At 65.0% G+C, this 19,132-nt stretch carries 21 protein-coding genes; 12 read left to right on the top strand and 9 right to left on the bottom strand.

The annotated features are described in order from the left end of the window. Positions 1-62 precede the first annotated feature (62 nt). Together ASD28_RS21230 and ASD28_RS21225 are read left to right on the top strand one after the other, a co-directional pair. Positions 63-977, top strand: a complete 915-nt coding sequence (locus ASD28_RS21230) for a ZIP family metal transporter (protein WP_056132892.1) — start codon at positions 63-65, stop codon at positions 975-977. A 109-nt stretch (positions 978-1,086) separates the two neighbouring features. Continuing rightward, on the top strand, positions 1,087-2,454 hold the full coding sequence (locus ASD28_RS21225) for a family 43 glycosylhydrolase (protein WP_056132889.1): 1,368 nt from the start codon (positions 1,087-1,089) through the stop codon (positions 2,452-2,454). A gap of 452 nt (positions 2,455-2,906) precedes the next feature. Here ASD28_RS21225 and ASD28_RS21220 read toward each other — a convergent pair whose 3' ends face one another. Beyond that, on the bottom strand, positions 2,907-4,253 hold the full coding sequence (locus tag ASD28_RS21220) for an MFS transporter (RefSeq protein ID WP_082577074.1): 1,347 nt from the start codon (positions 4,251-4,253) through the stop codon (positions 2,907-2,909). 149 nt (positions 4,254-4,402) lie between these two features. On the opposite strand from ASD28_RS21220, the gene cyoA reads away from it, so the two are divergent. Genes cyoA through ASD28_RS21185 form a run of 7 tightly spaced genes read left to right on the top strand, consistent with a single transcriptional unit; the run spans position 4,403 to position 11,140 of the window. Continuing rightward, positions 4,403-5,425: a ubiquinol oxidase subunit II gene (gene cyoA / locus ASD28_RS21215; protein WP_056132886.1), complete on the top strand. Its 1,023-nt coding sequence runs from the start codon at positions 4,403-4,405 to the stop codon at positions 5,423-5,425. Positions 5,426-5,427: 2 nt separating this feature from the next. Further along, a complete protein-coding gene (gene cyoB / locus ASD28_RS21210; RefSeq protein WP_056132881.1) occupies positions 5,428-7,431 on the top strand; it encodes a cytochrome o ubiquinol oxidase subunit I in 2,004 nt (667 codons plus the stop codon). Continuing rightward, complete coding sequence (gene cyoC, locus ASD28_RS21205) at positions 7,424-8,059, top strand: cytochrome o ubiquinol oxidase subunit III (protein ID WP_056132877.1); 636 nt, start codon at positions 7,424-7,426, stop codon at positions 8,057-8,059. The genes cyoB and cyoC overlap by 8 nt, the downstream gene beginning before the upstream one ends. Next, positions 8,056-8,466 carry a cytochrome o ubiquinol oxidase subunit IV gene (gene cyoD / locus ASD28_RS21200; RefSeq protein WP_056132873.1) on the top strand — a complete coding sequence of 137 codons (411 nt, stop codon included), beginning with the start codon at positions 8,056-8,058 and terminating at the stop codon, positions 8,464-8,466. The genes cyoC and cyoD overlap by 4 nt, the downstream gene beginning before the upstream one ends. Then, entirely contained in the window at positions 8,466-9,269 is an 804-nt protein-coding gene (locus ASD28_RS21195; protein WP_056132870.1) for an SURF1 family protein, read from the top strand. The genes cyoD and ASD28_RS21195 overlap by 1 nt, the downstream gene beginning before the upstream one ends. A gap of 13 nt (positions 9,270-9,282) precedes the next feature. Beyond that, positions 9,283-10,596, top strand: a complete 1,314-nt coding sequence (locus ASD28_RS21190) for an ATP-binding protein (protein ID WP_056133568.1) — start codon at positions 9,283-9,285, stop codon at positions 10,594-10,596. Then, positions 10,586-11,140 (top strand): response regulator transcription factor, encoded by a 555-nt coding sequence (locus tag ASD28_RS21185; protein WP_056132867.1) that lies wholly within the window; start codon positions 10,586-10,588, stop codon positions 11,138-11,140. The genes ASD28_RS21190 and ASD28_RS21185 overlap by 11 nt, the downstream gene beginning before the upstream one ends. Here the strand turns inward: ASD28_RS21185 and ASD28_RS21180 are convergent. From ASD28_RS21180 to ASD28_RS31980, 6 genes are all read right to left on the bottom strand, one after another. Next, the gene (locus tag ASD28_RS21180) at positions 11,133-12,773 is read right to left on the bottom strand and encodes an alpha-L-fucosidase (protein WP_056132862.1); all 1,641 of its coding nucleotides are present in this window, start codon (positions 12,771-12,773) and stop codon (positions 11,133-11,135) included. The two genes, ASD28_RS21185 and ASD28_RS21180, sit on opposite strands and share 8 nt — an antisense overlap. 75 nt (positions 12,774-12,848) lie before the next feature. After that, on the bottom strand, positions 12,849-12,998 hold the full coding sequence (locus ASD28_RS31990) for a hypothetical protein (RefSeq protein WP_156650925.1): 150 nt from the start codon (positions 12,996-12,998) through the stop codon (positions 12,849-12,851). Continuing rightward, a complete protein-coding gene (locus ASD28_RS31985) occupies positions 12,995-13,165 on the bottom strand; it encodes a hypothetical protein (protein ID WP_156403674.1) in 171 nt (56 codons plus the stop codon). The genes ASD28_RS31990 and ASD28_RS31985 overlap by 4 nt, the downstream gene beginning before the upstream one ends. Positions 13,166-13,265: 100 nt before the next feature. Beyond that, positions 13,266-13,517 carry a hypothetical protein gene (locus ASD28_RS21175; RefSeq protein ID WP_056132859.1) on the bottom strand — a complete coding sequence of 84 codons (252 nt, stop codon included), beginning with the start codon at positions 13,515-13,517 and terminating at the stop codon, positions 13,266-13,268. Beyond that, positions 13,514-13,753 carry a hypothetical protein gene (locus ASD28_RS21170; protein WP_156403675.1) on the bottom strand — a complete coding sequence of 80 codons (240 nt, stop codon included), beginning with the start codon at positions 13,751-13,753 and terminating at the stop codon, positions 13,514-13,516. The genes ASD28_RS21175 and ASD28_RS21170 overlap by 4 nt, the downstream gene beginning before the upstream one ends. Positions 13,754-13,914: 161 nt before the next feature. Next, positions 13,915-14,178 (bottom strand): hypothetical protein, encoded by a 264-nt coding sequence (locus ASD28_RS31980; RefSeq protein WP_156403676.1) that lies wholly within the window; start codon positions 14,176-14,178, stop codon positions 13,915-13,917. Between the two features lie 221 nt (positions 14,179-14,399). On the opposite strand from ASD28_RS31980, the gene ASD28_RS21165 reads away from it, so the two are divergent. Then, complete coding sequence (locus tag ASD28_RS21165; RefSeq protein ID WP_056132852.1) at positions 14,400-15,059, top strand: response regulator transcription factor; 660 nt, start codon at positions 14,400-14,402, stop codon at positions 15,057-15,059. Between the two features lie 12 nt (positions 15,060-15,071). Here the strand turns inward: ASD28_RS21165 and ASD28_RS21160 are convergent, their stop codons facing one another. Continuing rightward, positions 15,072-15,443 (bottom strand): hypothetical protein, encoded by a 372-nt coding sequence (locus ASD28_RS21160; protein ID WP_056132847.1) that lies wholly within the window; start codon positions 15,441-15,443, stop codon positions 15,072-15,074. A 198-nt stretch (positions 15,444-15,641) separates the two neighbouring features. Here ASD28_RS21160 and ASD28_RS21155 point away from each other — a divergent pair, with 198 nt between their 5' ends. Next, entirely contained in the window at positions 15,642-17,033 is a 1,392-nt protein-coding gene (locus tag ASD28_RS21155; RefSeq protein WP_056132844.1) for a metallophosphoesterase, read from the top strand. Between the two features lie 144 nt (positions 17,034-17,177). Here the strand turns inward: ASD28_RS21155 and ASD28_RS21150 are convergent, their stop codons facing one another. Then, positions 17,178-17,678, bottom strand: coding sequence for a MarR family winged helix-turn-helix transcriptional regulator (locus ASD28_RS21150; RefSeq protein ID WP_056132840.1), 501 nt, complete (start codon positions 17,676-17,678; stop codon positions 17,178-17,180). 77 nt (positions 17,679-17,755) lie between these two features. Between ASD28_RS21150 and ASD28_RS21145 the strand changes: the two genes are divergently transcribed. Then, positions 17,756-19,093: a chloride channel protein gene (locus tag ASD28_RS21145; protein WP_056132837.1), complete on the top strand. Its 1,338-nt coding sequence runs from the start codon at positions 17,756-17,758 to the stop codon at positions 19,091-19,093. Positions 19,094-19,132 lie beyond the last annotated feature (39 nt).

Here is a 19,132-nt window from a genome sequence, read left to right as displayed (position 1 = left end):
CGCTCAGCATGGGTTCCCGCCTGCGCGGGAACGACGTGGCTATACACGTTCCTGGGCCCTGCATGGATTCCCCTCTGATCAAACAACCCGCACTCTCCTGGATGCTGCGCCCCCGCCGCCTCGCCGGCTGCGCCGTCTGCCTCCTCGGCTGCGCCGTCCTGATCTTCACGGGCTTCGGCTACCTCGCCAACGTCCTGCAGGATGTGCCCCATGTGCGCGGCGCGCTGGTCGGCGGCGCAACGGCCGCCGCCGCGACGGCGCTCGGCACCTTGCCCATCCTGCTGTCACAGAATTTTTCGAACCGCACCTACGACTGCTTCCTCGGCTTCGGCGGCGGCGTCATGCTCGGCGCGACCGCGTTCTCGCTCGTGATCCCCGCGCTGGCCGCCGCCAGGACGGGCGGTGCGGGCAACTGGGGCGCGAGCCTGTCCGTCGGCGCCGGTATCATGGCGGGGGCGGCGCTGCTGCTCGTGCTCGACCGCTGCATGTCGACCGACGGGATCCTCGCCCACGACGATCCGCGCACCGCCCACTCCCTCAAACGCGCCTGGATGTTCGTGTGGGCCGTCGCGCTGCACAACCTGCCGGAAGGCCTGGCGATCGGCGTCGCGTATGCGGGCGTCGACGTCGACAAGGCGAACTCGCTGGCGACCGGCATCTCGATCCAGGACGTGCCGGAAGGCCTCGTCGTCGCGCTGGCCCTGCGCACCGTCGGCTATGGACGGGGTTTGTCGGCGGCGCTCGGCGTCGCGTCCGGCCTGATCGAGCCGGTGGCCGCGGTCGCCGGCGCCATCCTGATCGGCGTTTCCGCCGGCCTGCTGCCGTTCGCGCTGGCCGCCGCGGCGGGCGCGATGCTGTTCGTGATCGTCAACGACGTCGTGCCGGAAGCGCAGCAGAACGGCAACGGCACCTGGGCCAGCGTGGCCCTCGTGTTCGGCTTCATCCTCATGACGGTGCTGGACACGGCACTCGGCTGATACCGAAATCGCAATCGCACCCCTGTTTTATTTCATTGGTGGCGCCGAACCGCATTGCCTAAGCTGGTGGCGGGTTTGACCCATATGTATAAATAAAACAGGAGACTCCATGTTCAAGAAACTGCTGGCAGCATGCTGCCTCGCGCTCGGCTGCGCCTCGGCCGGGGCCATCGACCTGCTCGGCGTGAACAATGCCCACGATCCGGGCACCATCACCAGGGACGGCGACACGTATTTCAATTTCACGACCGGCACCGGCATCTGGTATTCCACGTCGAAGGACCTCAAGACATGGGCGGCGGGGCCGGCGCCCGTGTTCGCGACGCCGCCCGCCTGGGTCACGCAAAAGATCCCGAATTTCTCCGGCTCGTACTGGGCGCCGGACGTGATCCAGATGAACGGCTATTACTACCTGTACTACTCGGTGTCGTCGTTCGGCACGTCCTCGTCCGCGATCGGCGTGGCGCGCAGTCTCTCGCTGAAAAACCCGAGCTGGCAGGACCTCGGCATCGTCGTGCAGTCGTACGGCGGCAGCGCCGAGGTCAATGCCATCGACCCCGCGCTGTTCCGCGACCATGACGGCAAGGTCTACCTGAGCTACGGCTCGTTCTTCGGCGGGATCGGCCTGGCCGAGATCGACCAGGCCACGGGCAAGCTGGCCGGCAGCGTGACGACGATCTGGGGCGGGGGTGGCCGCGACATCGAGGCGCCGTACATCACGCGCGACGGCGGATATTACTACCTGTTCGTGAACCGCGGCAGCTGCTGCAAGGGCGTCGACTCCACGTATTACGTCGAAGTGCAGCGCGCGACGAACATCCGCGGCCCGTATTCCGGCACGCGCACGATCCTGCCGGTCACCGACGGCAAGTACCGCGGCCCCGGCCACATCGCCGACCTGCGCCAGGACGGCTGCCACTTCGTCTCCACGCATTACTACGACCTGACCGACAACGGCAACGCGAAACTGGACATCCAGCGCATGACATACAGCGCCGGCTGGCCTGTCCTGACCCGCAACTTCACGGACTTCGCCGGCTGCGGCGGCATCAGCGACGGCGTCTACGCGTTCAAGTCGCGCCTGTCGGGCAAGGTGTTCGGCGTGGCGGGCGGTTCGACCGCGGACGGCGCACTGGTGCAGCAGTCGACCGATGCGAACGCGCGCTACCAGCAGTGGTACGTGATCGGCCACGGCGACGGATACTACAGTGTCATCAACGCCAACAGCCTGAAGAGCCTGGACGACTACAACAACTCCACGACCGCCGGCACGAACATCGCGCAGTGGGGCTACTGGGCGGGGCAGGGCCAGCAGTGGCGCTTCGCCAGCCCGGCAGCGGGTTACTACACGGTCGCGAACCAGCTCTCCGGCATGGTGCTGGACGTGCAGAACAAGAGCACGGCCGACGGCGCGCAGATCATCCAGTATCCGTCCAACGGGGGCACCAACCAGCAGTGGTCGCTGATCCGGAAGTGAGGCGGCAGGGCGCACGCGTGCGAGGTGCGCCCACATCGCCTTGGTACATTGTCGCCAATCCGCACGGCATCACTTCATGGCCACGGCACAACCCCTTTGCTCCTGTCCGAGGCGCCCCGCCTGGCCGCGCTCGATCGTTACGGCATTCTGATGACCCTGGTGGCACTGCGCCGCACCCGCGCGGAACCGGACGAGACCCACCACGGAAATTCGGGTCAGAGCACATTTTTTTGCAAAATCTCGCGAGCACATTTTCAGCGCGGCCAACCTGGTATCGCCGCTCCTTGCGAGGGGAGCGACGCGTGCATCGGGCGGACTGCTAACGCGGGACCATTGTTCCGAAAAGTGCCCTGACCCCGAATTTTCCCTGAAATGGGGTCTGACCCCGAAGTTTGGCAACAAAAAAAGCCCCGGGGGTACCGGGGCTCGGGTCTGCTCTATATATATGTCGCTCAGTTGCGGATCTCGAGCGCCCGGTTCAGGCTCAACGCGGCCAGCGAGCCGACGGCGCCGGACAGCAGGTACAGGCTGACGTAGCCGAGGCCGAAGTTGGCGGCCAGGCCCAGTGCCACGAGCGGCGCGAACGCGGCGCCGACGAGCCACGCGAGATCCGACGTCAGGGCGGCGCCCGTGTAGCGGTATTGCGGCAGGAAGTTCGACGTCACGGCGCCGGAGGCCTGGCCGTACGACAGGCCCAGCAGCAGGAAGCCCACCAGGATGAATGTGTTCTGGCCGGTCACGCCGCCATCCATCAGGGTCGGGATGAAGCCGGAGAACAGGGCGATCAGCGCGGCCAGCGTGCCCAGCGTGTTGCGGCGGCCGAACTTGTCGGCGATGATGCCCGACGCCAGCACGCCAACGATGCCGAGACCGGCGCCCATCATCTGGACCTGCAGGAATTCGGCCATCGAACGGGTGTCGTACAGCTGGATCCACGACAGCGGGAACACGGTGACGAGGTGGAACAGCGCATAGCTGGCCAGGGCGGCGAGGGCGCCGATGACGATGTTCGTGCCCTGGTTGCCGATCACTTCGCGGGCCGGGGCCGGATCCAGCTCATGCTCGTCGAGCAGGTGGGTATAGTCCGGCGTCGACACGAGGCGCAGGCGGGCGAACAGCGCGACGACGTTGATCGCGAAGGCGACGTAGAACGGATAACGCCAGCCCCAGACGAGGAAATCGTCCTGCGACAACTCGGCCATCAGGTAGGAGAACAGGCCGGCCGCGATGATGAAACCCGTTGGTGCGCCAAGTTGTCCCAACATGGCGTACCATCCACGCTTGTTCTGCGGCGCATTGAGCGCGAGCAGCGACGGCAAGCCGTCCCACGACCCGCCCTGGGCAACGCCCTGGCCGATGCGCAGGATGGCCAGGGCGACGATGGACCACTCGCCCCAGCGGGAATAGGTGGGCAGCATCGAGATGGCGACCGTGGCGGAACCCATCAGGAAGAGGGCGATGGTCAGCTTGATCTCGCGGCTGTAATGACGCTGGATGACCATGAAGAACAGCGACGCGAGCGGTCTAGCCACATAGGCCAGCGCGAAGATGGCAAACGAGTAAAGCGTGCCTTCGAGCCGGTCCGCGAACGGGAAGAACACGGCGGGGAACACGAGCACCGAAGCGATCGCATAAACGAAGAAGTCGAAGTATTCGGAAGCGCGGCCGATGACGACGCCGACCGCGATCTCTCCAGGCGCGATTTTCGTGTCGCGGCTGTTGATGTTCCGGGCCCCGGAGTGGGGTGCTGTGATGGGAGCGGCTCCTGCGCCGCCGTACGTGTTCGGGGTGCTCTGCATGTCTTCGTCTCCTTTTTCAGCCGACGGCTTCTGGACCCTCTGAAATGCTGCAATACGGTAAAGGGTAGGACAAAACGTCCAATCGCCAAACGCACGCCGTTGGCGTTACATTAGCATGTTATTTTTCCCATGTAACGTAAAACACAAGCATGATTCCAAAGACCCTCCGTCGCGGAATGTTCCTCTCTCCCCTGTTAGCGCTGCTTTCCGGCTGTAACACGGTGGTGATGAACCCTTCCGGCGACATCGCCAAGCAAGAGGCGCAACTGATCATCGTTTCGGTGATCCTGATGCTGCTGATCATCGTTCCCGTCATGTTCCTGATCATCTGGTTCGCGTACAAGTACCGCGCCAGCAACAAGGAAGCAGCCTATGAACCGGACTGGGACCACTCGACCAAGCTGGAACTCGTCATCTGGGGCGCGCCCCTGCTGATCATCATCGTGCTGGGTCTCGTGACCTGGATCTCGACGCACAAGCTGGATCCGTATCGTCCGCTGGACCGCATCGCCGATGGGCGTCCGATCCCGGCGTCTGCGAAGCCGCTGGTCATCCAGGCCGTGGCGATGGACTGGAAATGGCTGTTCATCTATCCGGAGCAGGGCATCGCGACGGTCAATGAACTGGTCGTGCCGGTCGACGTGCCCGTGCGCTTCAAGATCAGCGCGACCTCCGTCATGAATGCGTTCTACGTGCCGGAACTGGCGGGCATGATCTACGCGATGCCGGGCATGGAAACGACCTTGAACGCGGTCCAGAACAAGGCGATCCAGTCGATCGGCTTCTCGTCGAACTACAGCGGCGCCGGCTATTCCGACATGCGCTTCTCGTACCGTGGCGTGCCCCAGGGCGACTTCGACGGCTGGGTCCAGTCGGTCAAGTCCGCCGGCGCCAACCTCGACCGCGCAGGGTACCTGACGCTCGAAAAGCCGAGCATCAAGGAGCCGGTGCGCCACTACGCGGCGGTCGACAACGACCTGTTCTATCGCGTCCTGAACCGCTGCGTCGCCGACGGCGCCGTATGCATGGACAAGATGATGAACGACGACGCGAAGAAGGCCCGTGAAATGGCCATGCTGCGCCACGCGCCCCAACAAGCGGCAGCGACCCGCCTGGCCCAGGCCAATGGCGAGGTCTGCACCACGCCCAATGATCCTGTGAAGAAGAAGTAATCATGCACGAGCAATTTGACTTAGCGAAGTTGATCTTCGGTCGGCTCAGCTGGGAAGCGATTCCCTACCACGAGCCGATCCTGATCGGTACCTTTATCATGGTGGCGCTGGGCGGTATCGTCCTCCTGGCCGCGCTCACCAAGTTCAAGCTGTGGGGCTATCTCTGGAACGAGTGGTTCACCAGCATCGACCACAAGAAGATCGGCATCATGTACATGATCCTCGGTCTCGTGATGTTCCTGCGCGGCTTCGCGGACGCGCTGATGATGCGCGCCCAGCAGGCGTTCTCGTTCGGCGATTCGCACGGCTTCCTGCCTCCGCACCACTACGACCAGGTCTTCACCGCCCACGGCGTGATCATGATCTTCTTCGTGGCGATGCCGTTCGTGACGGGCCTGATGAACTACGTCGTGCCACTGCAGATCGGCGCCCGTGACGTGGCCTTCCCGTTCCTGAACAACTTCTCGTTCTGGATGACGACCGCGGGCGCGATCCTCGTGATGGCGTCGCTGTTCGTCGGTGAATTCGCCCGTACCGGCTGGCTGGCGTACCCGCCGCTGTCCGGCATCCTGGCGAGTCCGGACGTGGGCGTCGACTACTACATCTGGTCATTGCAGGTGGCGGGTGTCGGCACATTGCTGTCAGGCGTGAACCTGGTCGTCACCATCATCAAGATGCGCGCCCCGGGCATGGACCTGATGAAGATGCCGGTGTTCACCTGGACCGCCCTGTGCACCAACATCCTGATCGTGATGGCCTTCCCGATCCTGACCGCGACCCTGGCCATGCTCGGCCTGGACCGCCTGTTCGACACGCACTTCTTCACGAACGAACTGGGCGGCAACGCCATGATGTACGTGAACCTGATCTGGATCTGGGGCCACCCCGAGGTCTACATCCTGGTGCTGCCGGCCTTCGGCATCTACTCGGAAGTCGTCGCGACGTTCTGCAACAAGCGCCTGTTCGGCTACACCTCGATGGTGTACGCGACGGTCGTGATCATGGTCCTCTCGTACCTCGTGTGGCTGCACCACTTCTTCACGATGGGTTCGGGCGCGAGCGTGAACTCGTTCTTCGGCATTACCACGATGATCATCTCGATCCCGACGGGCGCGAAGATCTTCAACTGGCTGTTCACCATGTACAAGGGCCGCATCCGCTATGAACTGCCGATGATGTGGACCGTGTCGTTCATGATCACCTTCATCATCGGCGGCATGACCGGCGTGATGCTGGCGGTGCCGTCGGCCGACTTCGTGCTGCACAACTCGCTGTTCCTGATCGCCCACTTCCACAACGTCATCATCGGCGGCGTGCTGTTCGGCCTGTTCGCGGGCGTGAACTACTGGTGGCCGAAGATGTTCGGCTTCAAGCTGGACCGTAAATGGGGCGTGTACTCGTTCTGGCTGTGGTCGATCGGCTTCTGGGTCGCGTTCACGCCGCCGTACATCCTGGGCTTCATGGGCGTGACCCGCCGCATGAGCCACTTCGACGATCCGTCGATCCACTGGCTGTTCAATATCTCGCTGGTGGGCACCCTGATGATCGCCGCCGGTATCGGCTGCCTGCTGATGCAGATCGTCGTGTCGATCCTGAACCGCAAGGAACTGGCCGACGTGACGGGCGACCCGTGGGGCGGCCGTACGCTGGAATGGTCGACGTCGTCGCCGCCGCCGGACTACAACTTCGCATTCACCCCGGTCGTGCACGACAACGATTCGTGGGCCGACATGAAGAAGAACGGCTACCTGCGTCCGCTGAAGGACTTCGTGGCGATCCACATGCCGAAGAACACCTGGGCCGGTCCGGTCATCCCGGGCATCACGTTCGTGATGGCGTTCGGCATCATCTGGCACATGTGGCTGCTGGTCGGCGTGACGTTCTTCGCCATGCTCGCCGCCGCCATCTACCACACCTTCGATTACAAACGCGACTTCTACATCCCGGCGGACGAAGTGACCCGTACGGAAGAAGAACGCACCCGTTTGCTGGAAGCCCATGTCTGAGATTAACGTAACCCACGCCGGCGCCGCGAGCGCCGACCCGAGCTCGCGCTATTACGTGCGCGAGCACCATCCGGAGAACGGCACGCTGCTGGGCTTCTGGATCTACCTGATGAGCGACTGCCTCATCTTCGCCTGCCTGTTCGCGACCTATGCCGTCCTGGGCCGCAATTACGCGGGCGGCCCGTCGGGCGCCGAGATCTTCGAGCTGCCGACCGTCGCACTGAACACGGCGTTCCTGCTGTTCTCGTCGATCACGTATGGCTTCGCCATGCTGACCGCGCAGAAGAAGAACGTCAAAGGCACGCTCCTCTGGCTCGCCGTCACCGGCGTGCTGGGCGCCTGCTTCCTGTACCTCGAACTGGACGAGTTCGCGCACCTGATCCACGAAGGCTTCGGCCCGTGGCGCTCGGGCTTCCTGACCGCGTTCTTCTCGCTGGTCGGCACGCACGGCCTGCACGTGACCTTCGGTATCGTCTGGCTCGTCACGCTGATGTTCCAGGTCGGTAAGCACGGCATCAACGGTGCCAACTACCGCCGCCTCGCCTGCCTGTCGATGTTCTGGCACTTCCTGGACGTCATCTGGATCGGCGTGTTCACCTATGTTTATCTGATGGGAGTACTGCCATGAGCGATCTGCATCATCACGATCATGGCCACGGTCATGGTCACCACGACGACGACCACCTGCACGCCCACGGCAGCTTCAAGGATTACACGATCGGTTTCATCCTGTCCGTGATCCTGACGGCGATTCCGTTCTGGCTGGTGATGACCCACCAGCTGGCACCGGGCACCACGAAGTTCGTGATCCTCGGCTTCGCCGCGGTCCAGGTCGTCGTGCACATGGTCTACTTCCTGCACATGAACTCGAAGTCGGAAGGCGGCTGGAACATGATGGCGCTGATCCTCACGGCCATCCTGCTGTTCATCGTCCTGACCGGTTCTGTCTGGGTCATGTACCACATGAACGCCAACATGATGCCCAACATGGGCAATGACGGCAGTTCGGTACACGGCATGCACGACATGCAGTAATGGCGAGGGACGATCGCGCAGCGCCGGCGGGCCGGCGCCGGGGGTTCTCCCTGTTGCTGGCAGTGTTGGCGCTGCTGCTGATCGTCCTCTTCGCGGGTCTGGGCACCTGGCAGGTCTATCGCCTGCAATGGAAACTGGACCTCATCGCACGCGTGGAAGCACGCGTGCACGCCGCCCCGGCGCCGGTGCCATCGCGCACACGCTGGGCCGGCATCACCCCCGAATCCGACGAGTACCGCCGCGTGACACTGCACGGTACTTATCTCTACGATCTCACCACCCCCGTCCAGGCGCTGACCGAAGCCGGCAGCGGCTACTGGCTGCTCACGCCCATGTGCACGGCGGACGGGACCATCGTCCTCGTCAACCGCGGCTTCATTCCCGCCGAACTGGGCGCACGCACGCGCTACACGCCGCAACGCGCCGCGGGAAATCCGTGCGCGAACGCGGGACCGGCGGCCGACGTCACGGGTCTCCTGAGGACGAGCGAACGGAATGGCGCGTTCACGCGCACGAACGATCCGGCGCAGAACCGCTGGTACACCCGCGACGTGGCCGCGATCGCGGCGGCGCGCGGGCTCGCTGGATTTCACCCCGCGCCGTTCTTCGTCGACGCCGCCGCCAGGCAGAACCCGCCGGACAGCCCCGACCAGCCCGTCGGCGGCCTCACCGTCGTCAAATTTCCAAACAGTCACCTCGTGTACGCGTTCACTTGGTATGCTCTCGCCTTGATGGTGGCCGCCGCCTGGTGGTGGGTCGCCCGCCGCGGCAACGACAGCGAGAATGATGAACGACACGACTGACCTGCTGAAACGCATGTTCGAACGGGGCGCGGATAACGCCGCCGTCGTCGAATACGTCGCCGGCCACAAGAACATGCTGCAGCTGATCGAGCTGCGCTGGATCGCCGTCATCGGCCAGATCACGACGATCGCCGGCGCGATCCTCGTCTTCGACGTGCGCCTGCCGCTCGTGCAGATGCTCGAAGTGCTCGCGTGCCTCATCGCCTTCAACATCGCCAGCCACCTGCGCTGGCACGAACACCGCCCCGTCACGAACAACGAGCTGTTCCTCGCGCTGCTCGTCGACGTGGCCAGCCTCACGATGCAGCTGTACCTGGCCGGCGGGACGACGAATCCGTTCGCGTTCCTGTACCTGCTGCAGGTGATCCTGTCGGCCGTGCTGCTGGAAGCGTGGTCGACGTGGACCATCGTCGCCATCACGCTCGCATGCCTGGCTGGCCTGTCCGTGTTCGCGAAACCGCTCGCGCTGCCGTTCGATCACGCGCGCGGCATCTCCAGCCTGTATGTGCAGGGCATGCTGATCTGCTTTACGCTGAACGCGGCGCTGCTGGTCGTGTTCATCTCGCGCATCACGAACACGCTGAAAGCGAAAGCGGCCCAGCTGGCGGACCTGAGACAGCGCGCGGCCGAGGAAGACCACATCGTGCGCATGGGCCTGCTCGCGTCCGGCGCCGCGCACGAACTGGGCACGCCGCTCGCCACGTTGTCCGTGATCCTCGGCGACTGGAAGCGCATGCGCGAATTCAAGGCGAACCCCGACCTGCTGGAAGAGATCACGGAGATGGAGACGCAGCTGAAGCGCTGCAAATCCATCGTCAGCGGCATCCTGCTGTCGGCCGGCGAGACGCGCGGGGAATCGGCCGCGCGCACCACCATCCGCGGCTTCCTCGACAAGCTCGTCGCGGACTGGCAGCACAGCCGCCCCGTGCGCGACTTCGACTACCGCAACCGGATCGAACACGACCTGCCGGTCGCCTTCGACTCCGCCCTGAAACAAACGATCGACAACGTGCTGGACAACGCGCTCGAAGCCTCGCCCGACTGGGTCGGCGTGGAAGCGGGCGTCGCCGACGGCACGCTCGTACTGACCGTGCTCGATCGCGGCCCCGGCTTCGCGCCGGCGATGCTGGCGCAGTTCGGCAAGCCTTACCAGTCCAGCAAGGGCCGTCCCGGCGGCGGCCTGGGCCTGTTCCTCGTCGTGAACGTGGCCCGCACCCTGGGCGGCACCGTGCAGGCCGTGAACCGGCCGGAAGGCGGCGCCGCCGTCACGCTGACATTGCCGCTGTCCGCGATCGCGCTCGACAAGGAACCCGTACATGTCCATTGAAGACGACAACGAAGAAGACCGCCTGCTCTTGATCATCGAGGACGACGACGCGTTCGCGCGCACCCTCGGCCGTTCGTTTGAACGGCGCGGCTACCGGGTGCTGCAGGCGCCGGGCCTCGACGAAGCGCAGGAACTGCTGAAGGAACATTCGCCGGACTATGCCGTCGTCGACCTCAAGCTGAAGGGCAACAGTTCCGGCCTCGCGTGCGTGCAGATGCTGCATGCGCACGACCCGGACATGCAGATCGTCGTGCTGACGGGTTTTGCCAGCATCGGCACGGCCGTCGAGGCGATCAAGCTCGGAGCGCGGCAGTATCTCGCGAAACCGTCGAACACGGACGATATCGAGGCCGCCTTCGGCCACGTCGCCGGCAACACGGAGCTGGAACTGACGAACCGCACCACGTCGATCAAGACGCTGGAATGGGAGCGCATCCACGCCGTGCTGGCCGAGACGGACTTCAATATTTCGGAAGCGGCGCGTCGGCTCGGCATGCACCGCCGCACATTGGCGCGCAAGCTGGAAAAGCAGCGCGTCAAGTAAGCACTTTCAAGGCGAACGCATACGGCAGGGCGGGTGCCGCGGCGGGCAGCGTCACCGTCAGCCCGTCCGCCGCCTGGCGGAACGCGAGCGGCGCGCCGGTGCCGACGAGTTCGACCCGCGCGACCGGCTTCTTCAGGTGCCCGGCCGCCGTGCCCATCGCGGCGATCCCGAGCTCGCGCCCGGCGGGCCAGCCCATCACGAACGCATAGACGGCATCGCCCTTCGCCGTGAAGCGGATGTCGGCGGCCGTGAGCGGCGCGTTCTTCCCCTCGTTCATGCCCTGGTCCGTCAGCGGCGCCGTCCGGTGCTGCGCGGGACCTTCGCCGAACACGGCCCACGGCCGCGTGTCGTAAATCGCTTCGCCGTGCACGGCCATCCAGCGGCCGATCTCCTCGACGATCGCCTGTTCCTTTTCGTCGATGGTGCCGTTGCCCCGCACGGGCACGCTGAGCAGGAGATTGCCGTTCTTGCTGACGATGTCGACCAGCATGTGCACGACGGTCTGCGCGCTCTTGTACTCGTTGCGCTCATAGCCCGGGCGCGAATAATGCCAGCCGCCGATGCAGGTGCACGTCTGCCAGGGCAGCGGTTCGATCGCGTTGCTCTGGCCGCGCTCGATGTCCCACACGAGGGAACGGCGCTGGCGCTCGTCGAGCATCTTGCCGTTGATGACCGCTTCCAGCCGGCCGCGCGTGGCGATGCTGCGGTTGTACATGTGCGCGGCGATGCGCAGGCCCGCGTCGCTGAACGGCCAGAAGGGCAGGGCGGTGTCGTCGAAGTAGACCAGGTCCGGGTCGTACTTGTCGATCAGGTCGATGGTGCGGTCATGGAAGTTGTCGACGTAGCGCCGCGACGGCAGCGTGGCCCCGCCGCCCCAGTCCCACTGCGCGCCCCATTCGGCCGGCTTCGTGGTCTTGCGGCTGAGCGGATGCGCCTGAGCGTACAACGCCTGCGGATCCAGGCCTTCCCACCACTGGCCCTTGCCGGCGGCCGCCGTGAGCACGCCGTCGTACGGGACGCTGGCGTACGGCCCCGCCTTGTCCGCTCCCTGGGCCACTTCGTACCAGGTCCACGCGTGGGCCGCGTGGACGCTGACGCCGAAGCGCAGGCCCTGCGCGCGCGCCGCCTTCGCCCAGCCGGCGATCAGGTCCTTCTTCGGCCCGATGCGTGTCGAATTCCAGTCGGGCTGGAAGCGGCTGTCGTACAGGTCGAAATTGTCGTGGTGGTTCGCGAGCGCGACGAAGTAGCGGGCGCCCGCCTTGCGGTACAGGGCGAGCAGGGCGTCCGGGTCCCATTGCGACGCCTGCCATTGCCGGATCACGTCCTTGAAGCCGAACTTCGACGGGTGGCCGTATTCCTGCAGGTGGTGGCGGTACGCGCCGCTGCCTTCCTTGTACATATTGCGCGCGTACCAGTCGCCGAATTCCGGCTCGCACTGCGGACCCCAGTGGGCCCAGATGCCGAACTTCGCATTCCGGAACCAGTCCGGCGTGCGGTACGCGGCCAGCGAATTCCAGTCCGGCTTGAAAGGGCCGGGGGCGTTCGCCGCCAGCGCGGACCGCGGCAGGAGGGCGCTCGCGGCAAAGCCCGGCACAGTGGCGGCCAACCCGGCCAGGACCTGGCGTCGTTTCATGATGTCTCCGTGATGGTATGGTTATCGATAACAGAACGCACAAGTGTACGTTATAGGTTCCAAACAATCAACGGCTCAGACGTTCATGCTGACAGGCGCGTCGCCGGCGCGGGCGCGGGCGTCCAGCACGCTGACGTTCGCGCCGCGCGCTAGTTTCACGACGCCGCCGACGAAGCCGGATGCGTCGACGGCCACCTTGCCCAGCAGGGGGATCGTATCCTTCACGGGCAGGATGCGCACGAGTTCGACGGGGTGATGCCGGCCTGCTGCACGAGTGCCTGGCCATGTTTGCCCAGTTCGATCGCCTGCAGGCTCCCGATGGCGAAGTTCAGCAGGGCCTGGCCGATCAGCTTTCCCTTGTCGCTGTCCAGTGGCGCCGAGCGTTTTTCCATCTCGCCGGAACCGAATGGACGGCACGATAACCACGCTTGATTTCCGAGTAAACATATTGCCCTGCGAAACGTCAACTTTCGCCCATGCATGGGGCCGGCGTTATGGCGGCTGACTGCCCATGTCCCCCTTACGCTCGGGATCGACCTCGGGCGGCGAGCCGCGTGTCCTGTGCCGCATCACACGCCAGCACACTTCCGGCTGGATCAGCGTGCTGCGAAAAAAGCTCCATCCTTTGTCATTGCCGAAGACCCGCATGAAAAGTAGACCAATCTCGACAATGTCTGCCGTGGCATGATCCTTCCTGCGATTGACGCCAAGAAAATGCCTTAGCTCGTCTTCGGCGCGGCTCATGCTGGAGTGCTTTCGGGCTCTGGATCGGCGCCATGCACTGTCCGCCGAAACCGTCCTGCGATGATTCTGCGGTAGACGGTGGGTACGATGTCGGCCGTGAGGAAGAAAGCGTCCGCGTTGCCCCGGCCGTAGACGTTCATGAAGATAATGCCGACCTGGATGACGTCCGCAGTGACGGCATCGACGCGGCGTTCGATGCCGCCGCGCGCCGGGTGGACCGTGTCGCGATACGTCATGACGTCTGCTGCCCGAATCCGAACCCATGAGCTGGCGAGGGCCGAGCCGGCAACCAACGCGATTTTGCGCAAGCGTCCATACCGCCGCCCGCTCATCGGGTGATGCCCGGCGTGGGTACGCGAAGTGCAAGGCGGCAAGGAATCTTGATGGCAACCATTAGTTAACCCCCGGCTCCTGCATCATCACCAAAATCTGGCTCGACGGAAGGCGATCGTACCGTTTCGCCGGCAATAATTCTCACAATGTCTTGCATAGCAGCATCTGCGAGCATCAGGACGAGCGCAGAATAGTGGCGCCGCCGGCTGGGATCGAGCGTCACCTCGAGACCAATGGCGATGATTTCTGGGTGCATGCTCGCCGATGCAATAAGCTTTTTTCTTGACATGGCGCAATAAATTGCGTTTAAGTTATTGAAAATGAACAAGGTAAAGCTTACGACCTGATGCGATGCAGCATTTGACTTTAGTCAAACCTATCAACGGCTATCGCATATGCATGGAAAACTTCGCCGCACTGCAGCAATTTCGCGACAGTGAATATCGGTGAGAATCAATTTCAAAACGGTAAATTGACCTACGGTGACAATTGGTTAATCATGGATGTGTTTACTTAAACATTTCTACCCATTAACCATACGGAGGCCACATGATACAGATGCTGGTGGCTGATCGAAGCGAGACGATGCGGCTCGGCGTGTGTACGCTGTTTGCCAAGGAGTCGCGGGATACAGTGGTCCGCGAGGCAACAAGTCGTTCCGACCTGATCAGTAAATTGCAAATGGAGCAATATCACATCGTCCTCGTCGATCCGGTACTCGCAGCTGGAAGCGAGGAGACGTTCCTGCGTCAGATCCGCGCTGTCGCGCCGCGTGCCCACGTCCTCGTCTATACCGAGCTCGACGAGCTGCACTTCGGCATGCGCGCCATCCGCTGTGGCGCGAAGGGATATGTGATGAAAAGCCGACCCGCAGTCGAACTCCTGACGGCCGCAAGCCGGGTGAGCGCGGGAAAGATCCACATGAGCGAGCGACTCGCTGAAGAAGTCGCATTGCACATGTGGGAAGGAAAAGAGGCCGCGCCGCACGAGTCGCTCAGCGACCGTGAATATCTCGTGTTTGCCATGCTCGTCTGCGGCCGACGCGTGAGCCGCATCGCTGCGGCGCTCAACCTCAGCGTGAAGACGATCAGTACTCACAAGGCCCGGGCGATGGTCAAGCTGCACTGCGAGAGCCTGAGCGACATGATCCAGTACAGTATCGCGCACAACCTGACCGCCGCGTGCAGGGAACGGAGCGCAGATCGATAGCGTGCCGGCAGGTCAACCTCCCAGCTTGCCGAGCGCAAACGCCGCCAGGAAGCCGGCGACCGTGATGAGGCCCGCGAAGTCATGGGCGACCTCGAAGGCTTCCGGGATCATCGTGTCGACCAGCATGGCGAGAATCGCGCCCTTGCGCGACAGCACCCAGTTGGCCACCGTGTAGACGGCCGCGCCGCCGAGGAAGCGGACCGCCATCGAATTGAAGCCGCCCCGGTCGTAGGCTTCCGCGATCAGTTCGAAGGACAGGGCCGAGATCAGGACGCCGCTGCCGAAGGCCATGATCGCGGCGATCAGCCGGCGCGGCACATCGAACTTGTAGCCGGCCACGAGTCCCCAGAACCCGGCCTGCGCCCACATCGGTATGCGCTGCATCCTCGTCCTCCGTCACGCATCGATACGACGATGATAGCGGGACGGAGGGAAGGGAAGGCGTACGCTACCGCGCGGCATGACCGGGCGTAGGCGGCCTTCACGTAGTAGAGCCGGCCATTGATGCCGTTCAGGTACAGATTGCCGGCCGCCCATACCGATTTCGCCTGTGGTAGATTGCCGACTTTGCCCGGACCATTCATGATCCATCCGATCCTCCGGCCGCTCGCCGTCGCCGCCGTCCTGGCAGGCTGCGCGAGCCTGCCGTCCGAACCGCGGCCGGATGCCGCCTTCGTCGTGCTGGGCGCAGAGGGCGCCCCGATCGCCCGCGCCGTCACCACCGCTGCCACCTGCCCCGCGATCACGATCGACGGCCGCACGGCCACGATGGCCGTGCGTGCCCCGCATAGCCCGATCCCGCTGCGCGGCAAGCACTTCAGCGCGAGCTTCCATCCGGATGCCGTGTCGACCCCGGTGCTGTCGTGCGAGACCCCGCTTCCGGCCGGCGTCAAACAGGTGAGCGTGGCGGGCCAGCCGCTGCCGCTGCCCGCGGCGGAGCCGACACGCATCGTCGTGATCGGGGACACGGGCTGCCGCCTGAAGGGCAAGGAATTCCAGGACTGTAACGACCCGCGGGCGTACCCGTTCGCGCGCGTGGCCGCGAGTGCGGCCGCGTGGAAGCCGGACCTCGTCGTGCACGTGGGCGATTTTCATTATCGCGAAGACCCGTGTCCGGCGGACCGTCCCGGCTGCGCGGGCAGTCCGTACGGCTATGGCTGGGACGCGTGGAACGCGGATTTCTTCGCGCCCGCGCGCACGTTGCTGGCCGCGGCGCCGTGGGTGATCGCGCGCGGCAACCACGAGTCGTGCGCGCGCGGCGGGCAGGGATGGTGGCGCTTCCTCGACGCCCATGCCTACGACCCGGCCGCGAACTGCGACGACCCGGCGACGGACGAACGGGCAGACTACGCGGACCCGTATGCGGTGCCTTTGGGCGGCGGCGCGCAGCTGATCGTGTTCGACAGCGCGAACACGAACTGGCGCGGATTCAAGCCGGGCGACCCGGCCATCGCCCGCTACACGGACACGTGGCGCAAGGTCGCGGTGCTGGCCCGCCGCCAGCGCTACAACATCGCCGTCGACCACCATCCGCTGTACGCCTACGGCGCGTCGCGCGATGCGCGCACTGGTGCCGTCACGCTGTTCGGCGGCGACGCCGGGCTCACGCAGGTGTTCGGCGCACTCGATCCACGCCTGCTGCCGGCGACCATAGCCGTCCTGCTGTCCGGCCACGTGCACCTGTGGGAGCAGACGAGTTTTACCAGCGATCACCCGACCCAGTTCGTGGCGGGTTTCGCCGGCACGGCGGAAGACATCGTCCCGCTGCCGAAGACGCCGCCCGCCGGGCAGCCGCCGGCGCCGGGTGCGGTGCTCGAGGCGATGAGTTCCTGGATCGACGGCTTCGGTTTCATGACGATGGAGAGGACGGGGCCGGATGCGTGGCGCGTGATCGTCCACGACCGCGACGGCAAGGAACGCAATACCTGCACGGTGGAGGGCCGGCATTCCCGCTGCGCCGTACCGCAGGTCTGATGTATTGCCACAAATGTGATTGCCTTCAATACACGTTTTATGTGACAATGGACCTGTGAGCGGGGTTGCTGTTGCAGCCTTCGCGATCAGCGATGAGGATACAATGTATCTCTTGGAGCCCGTGGCTTGCCGCGGGCTTCTTTTTTACATTTGCGACAACATCACGTTCGCACTGGTTTCATCCGCCTCGAGCAGGGCGATCAGCTTGGACAGGTCGTGTTCCAGCCGCGCCAGCGTGTCGGCATCGAGCGCGGACAGGGCGTCCGGCAGCACGCCGGTGAAGGGCAGGGGCGCGCTGCGCAGCACGTCCGCGCCCGCCGGCTGGATGCGCAGCGACACGCTGCGACGGTCCGTGCCTTCGCGGCTCGTGGCCACGAGGCGGCGCTCGACGAGGCTCTTGATCAGGTTGCTGGCGGTGGACTGGTGGATGTCCAGCTCGCGCGCCAGGTCCGTCACCCCGATGCCGGGACGGCGGTCGATGACGGACAGTGCCCACAGCTGGGCGCCGCCGACGCCCGCTTCGCGCTCGACCTGGCGGAAATGGGTTTTGACGGAATTGAAGACGACGCGGAACTGGCGCAGCACGCGGGTGGACGGCGCCGCGGACGGCTCGGAAGCCGCATTGGTTTCGAAAGACGAGGACATGCAAGAATGATAGCGGAAAACCCGAAGGGCCGCCGGAATATGATATCCAGGCAACCATATCGAAAGCGGGTCAAACCATGAACACGGCACCGGACCTGCGCCGTGAACTGGGCGACTGGCGCCTGTGGACCGTGCGCGGCATCGTCGTCCTGCTGTCCGCCGCGGCGGGCCTGACGGTCGTCGGTTTCACCTGGCTGGCCGAGGCGGCCTATGGCGGGTTCGCCGCGTTGCGCGCCTTCGCCTGGTGGAGCCCGCTCGTCTGGACCCCGCTGTGCACCGCCGCCGTCGTCTGGTGCACGCACCGCTTCGCACCCGGCGCGGGCGGCTCCGGCATCCCGCAGGTGATGGCCACGCTCGACACGAAGGTCGGCGAGGCCGAGCGCGGCCTGTTCGTCTCGCTGCGGCTGTCCGTGGCCAAGATCCTGCTGACGGCCGGCGGCCTGCTGGGCGGCCTGTCGCTCGGACGCGAAGGGCCGTCCGTGCAGATCGCGGCCGGCGTCATGCTGCAGGCGCGCCGCCTGATCCCGGCCGGCAGCGCCGTCGGCGTCCACGGGCTGCTCGTCGCCGGCGGCGCGGCGGGCATCGCCGCTGCGTTCAACACGCCGCTGGGCGGCGTCATGTTCGCCATCGAGGAACTGGCGCGGGCGCCGGAACAGCGCTCCAGCGGCCTGATCATCGCGGGCATCGTGCTGGCGGGCCTCGTCGCCGTTTCGGCACACGGCAACGGCGCGTATTTCGGCGTCATCCACGCGCCCGCCATCGGCATGGACCTCCTGCTGCCGGGCCTGCTCGTCGCCGTGCTGTCCGGCCTGGCCGGCGGGCTGTTCTCGCGCCTGATGATCGCGTCGCTGTCCGGCGCCAGTCCCGACCGCGTCAGCCGCTGGCGCGCGCGCCGGCCCGTGCTGTTCGCGGCCGCGTGCGGCCTCGGTGTCGCCCTGATCGGCATCGCGACGGGCGGCGCCGCGTTCGGTTCCGGCTACGCCACCACGCGCACCATGGTGGAGGGCAGTGCGGCAATGCCGTTCGCCTATGCGCCCTTCAAATTCCTCGCGACGTGGCTGACGACGTGGTCCGGCGCCCCGGCCGGCATCTTCGCGCCGTCGCTCGCGATCGGCGCCGCATTCGGCAACGACGTCGCGCTGCTGTTGTACGGCATGCAGGTGCCGGCGCTGATCGCGCTGGGCATGGTCGGCTTTCTCGCGGCCGCCACGCAGGCGCCGCTGACGGCGTTCATCATCGTGATGGAGATGGTGGACGGCCACGCCATGGTACTGAGCCTGATGGCGTGCGCGCTGATCGCATTTGCCGTCGCACGCCTGATCAGTCCGCCTCTTTATCCGACGCTCGCGCGGCTCCAGCTGGGCCGCATCCCGGCCCCGAACGTGGAGCCGGCACAGCCGCCGAAGGCAGACTGAAGCGGCACGGAAATAACCCACGCCCGCATGTCCAAATGC

The organism is Massilia sp. Root133, assembly GCF_001426525.1.
In the GTDB taxonomy this organism is placed as follows: Bacteria; Pseudomonadota; Gammaproteobacteria; order Burkholderiales; family Burkholderiaceae_D; genus Telluria; species Telluria orientalis.
Note: the sequence above shows the minus strand (reverse complement) of the source record. Positions and strands in the feature narration are given on the sequence as shown.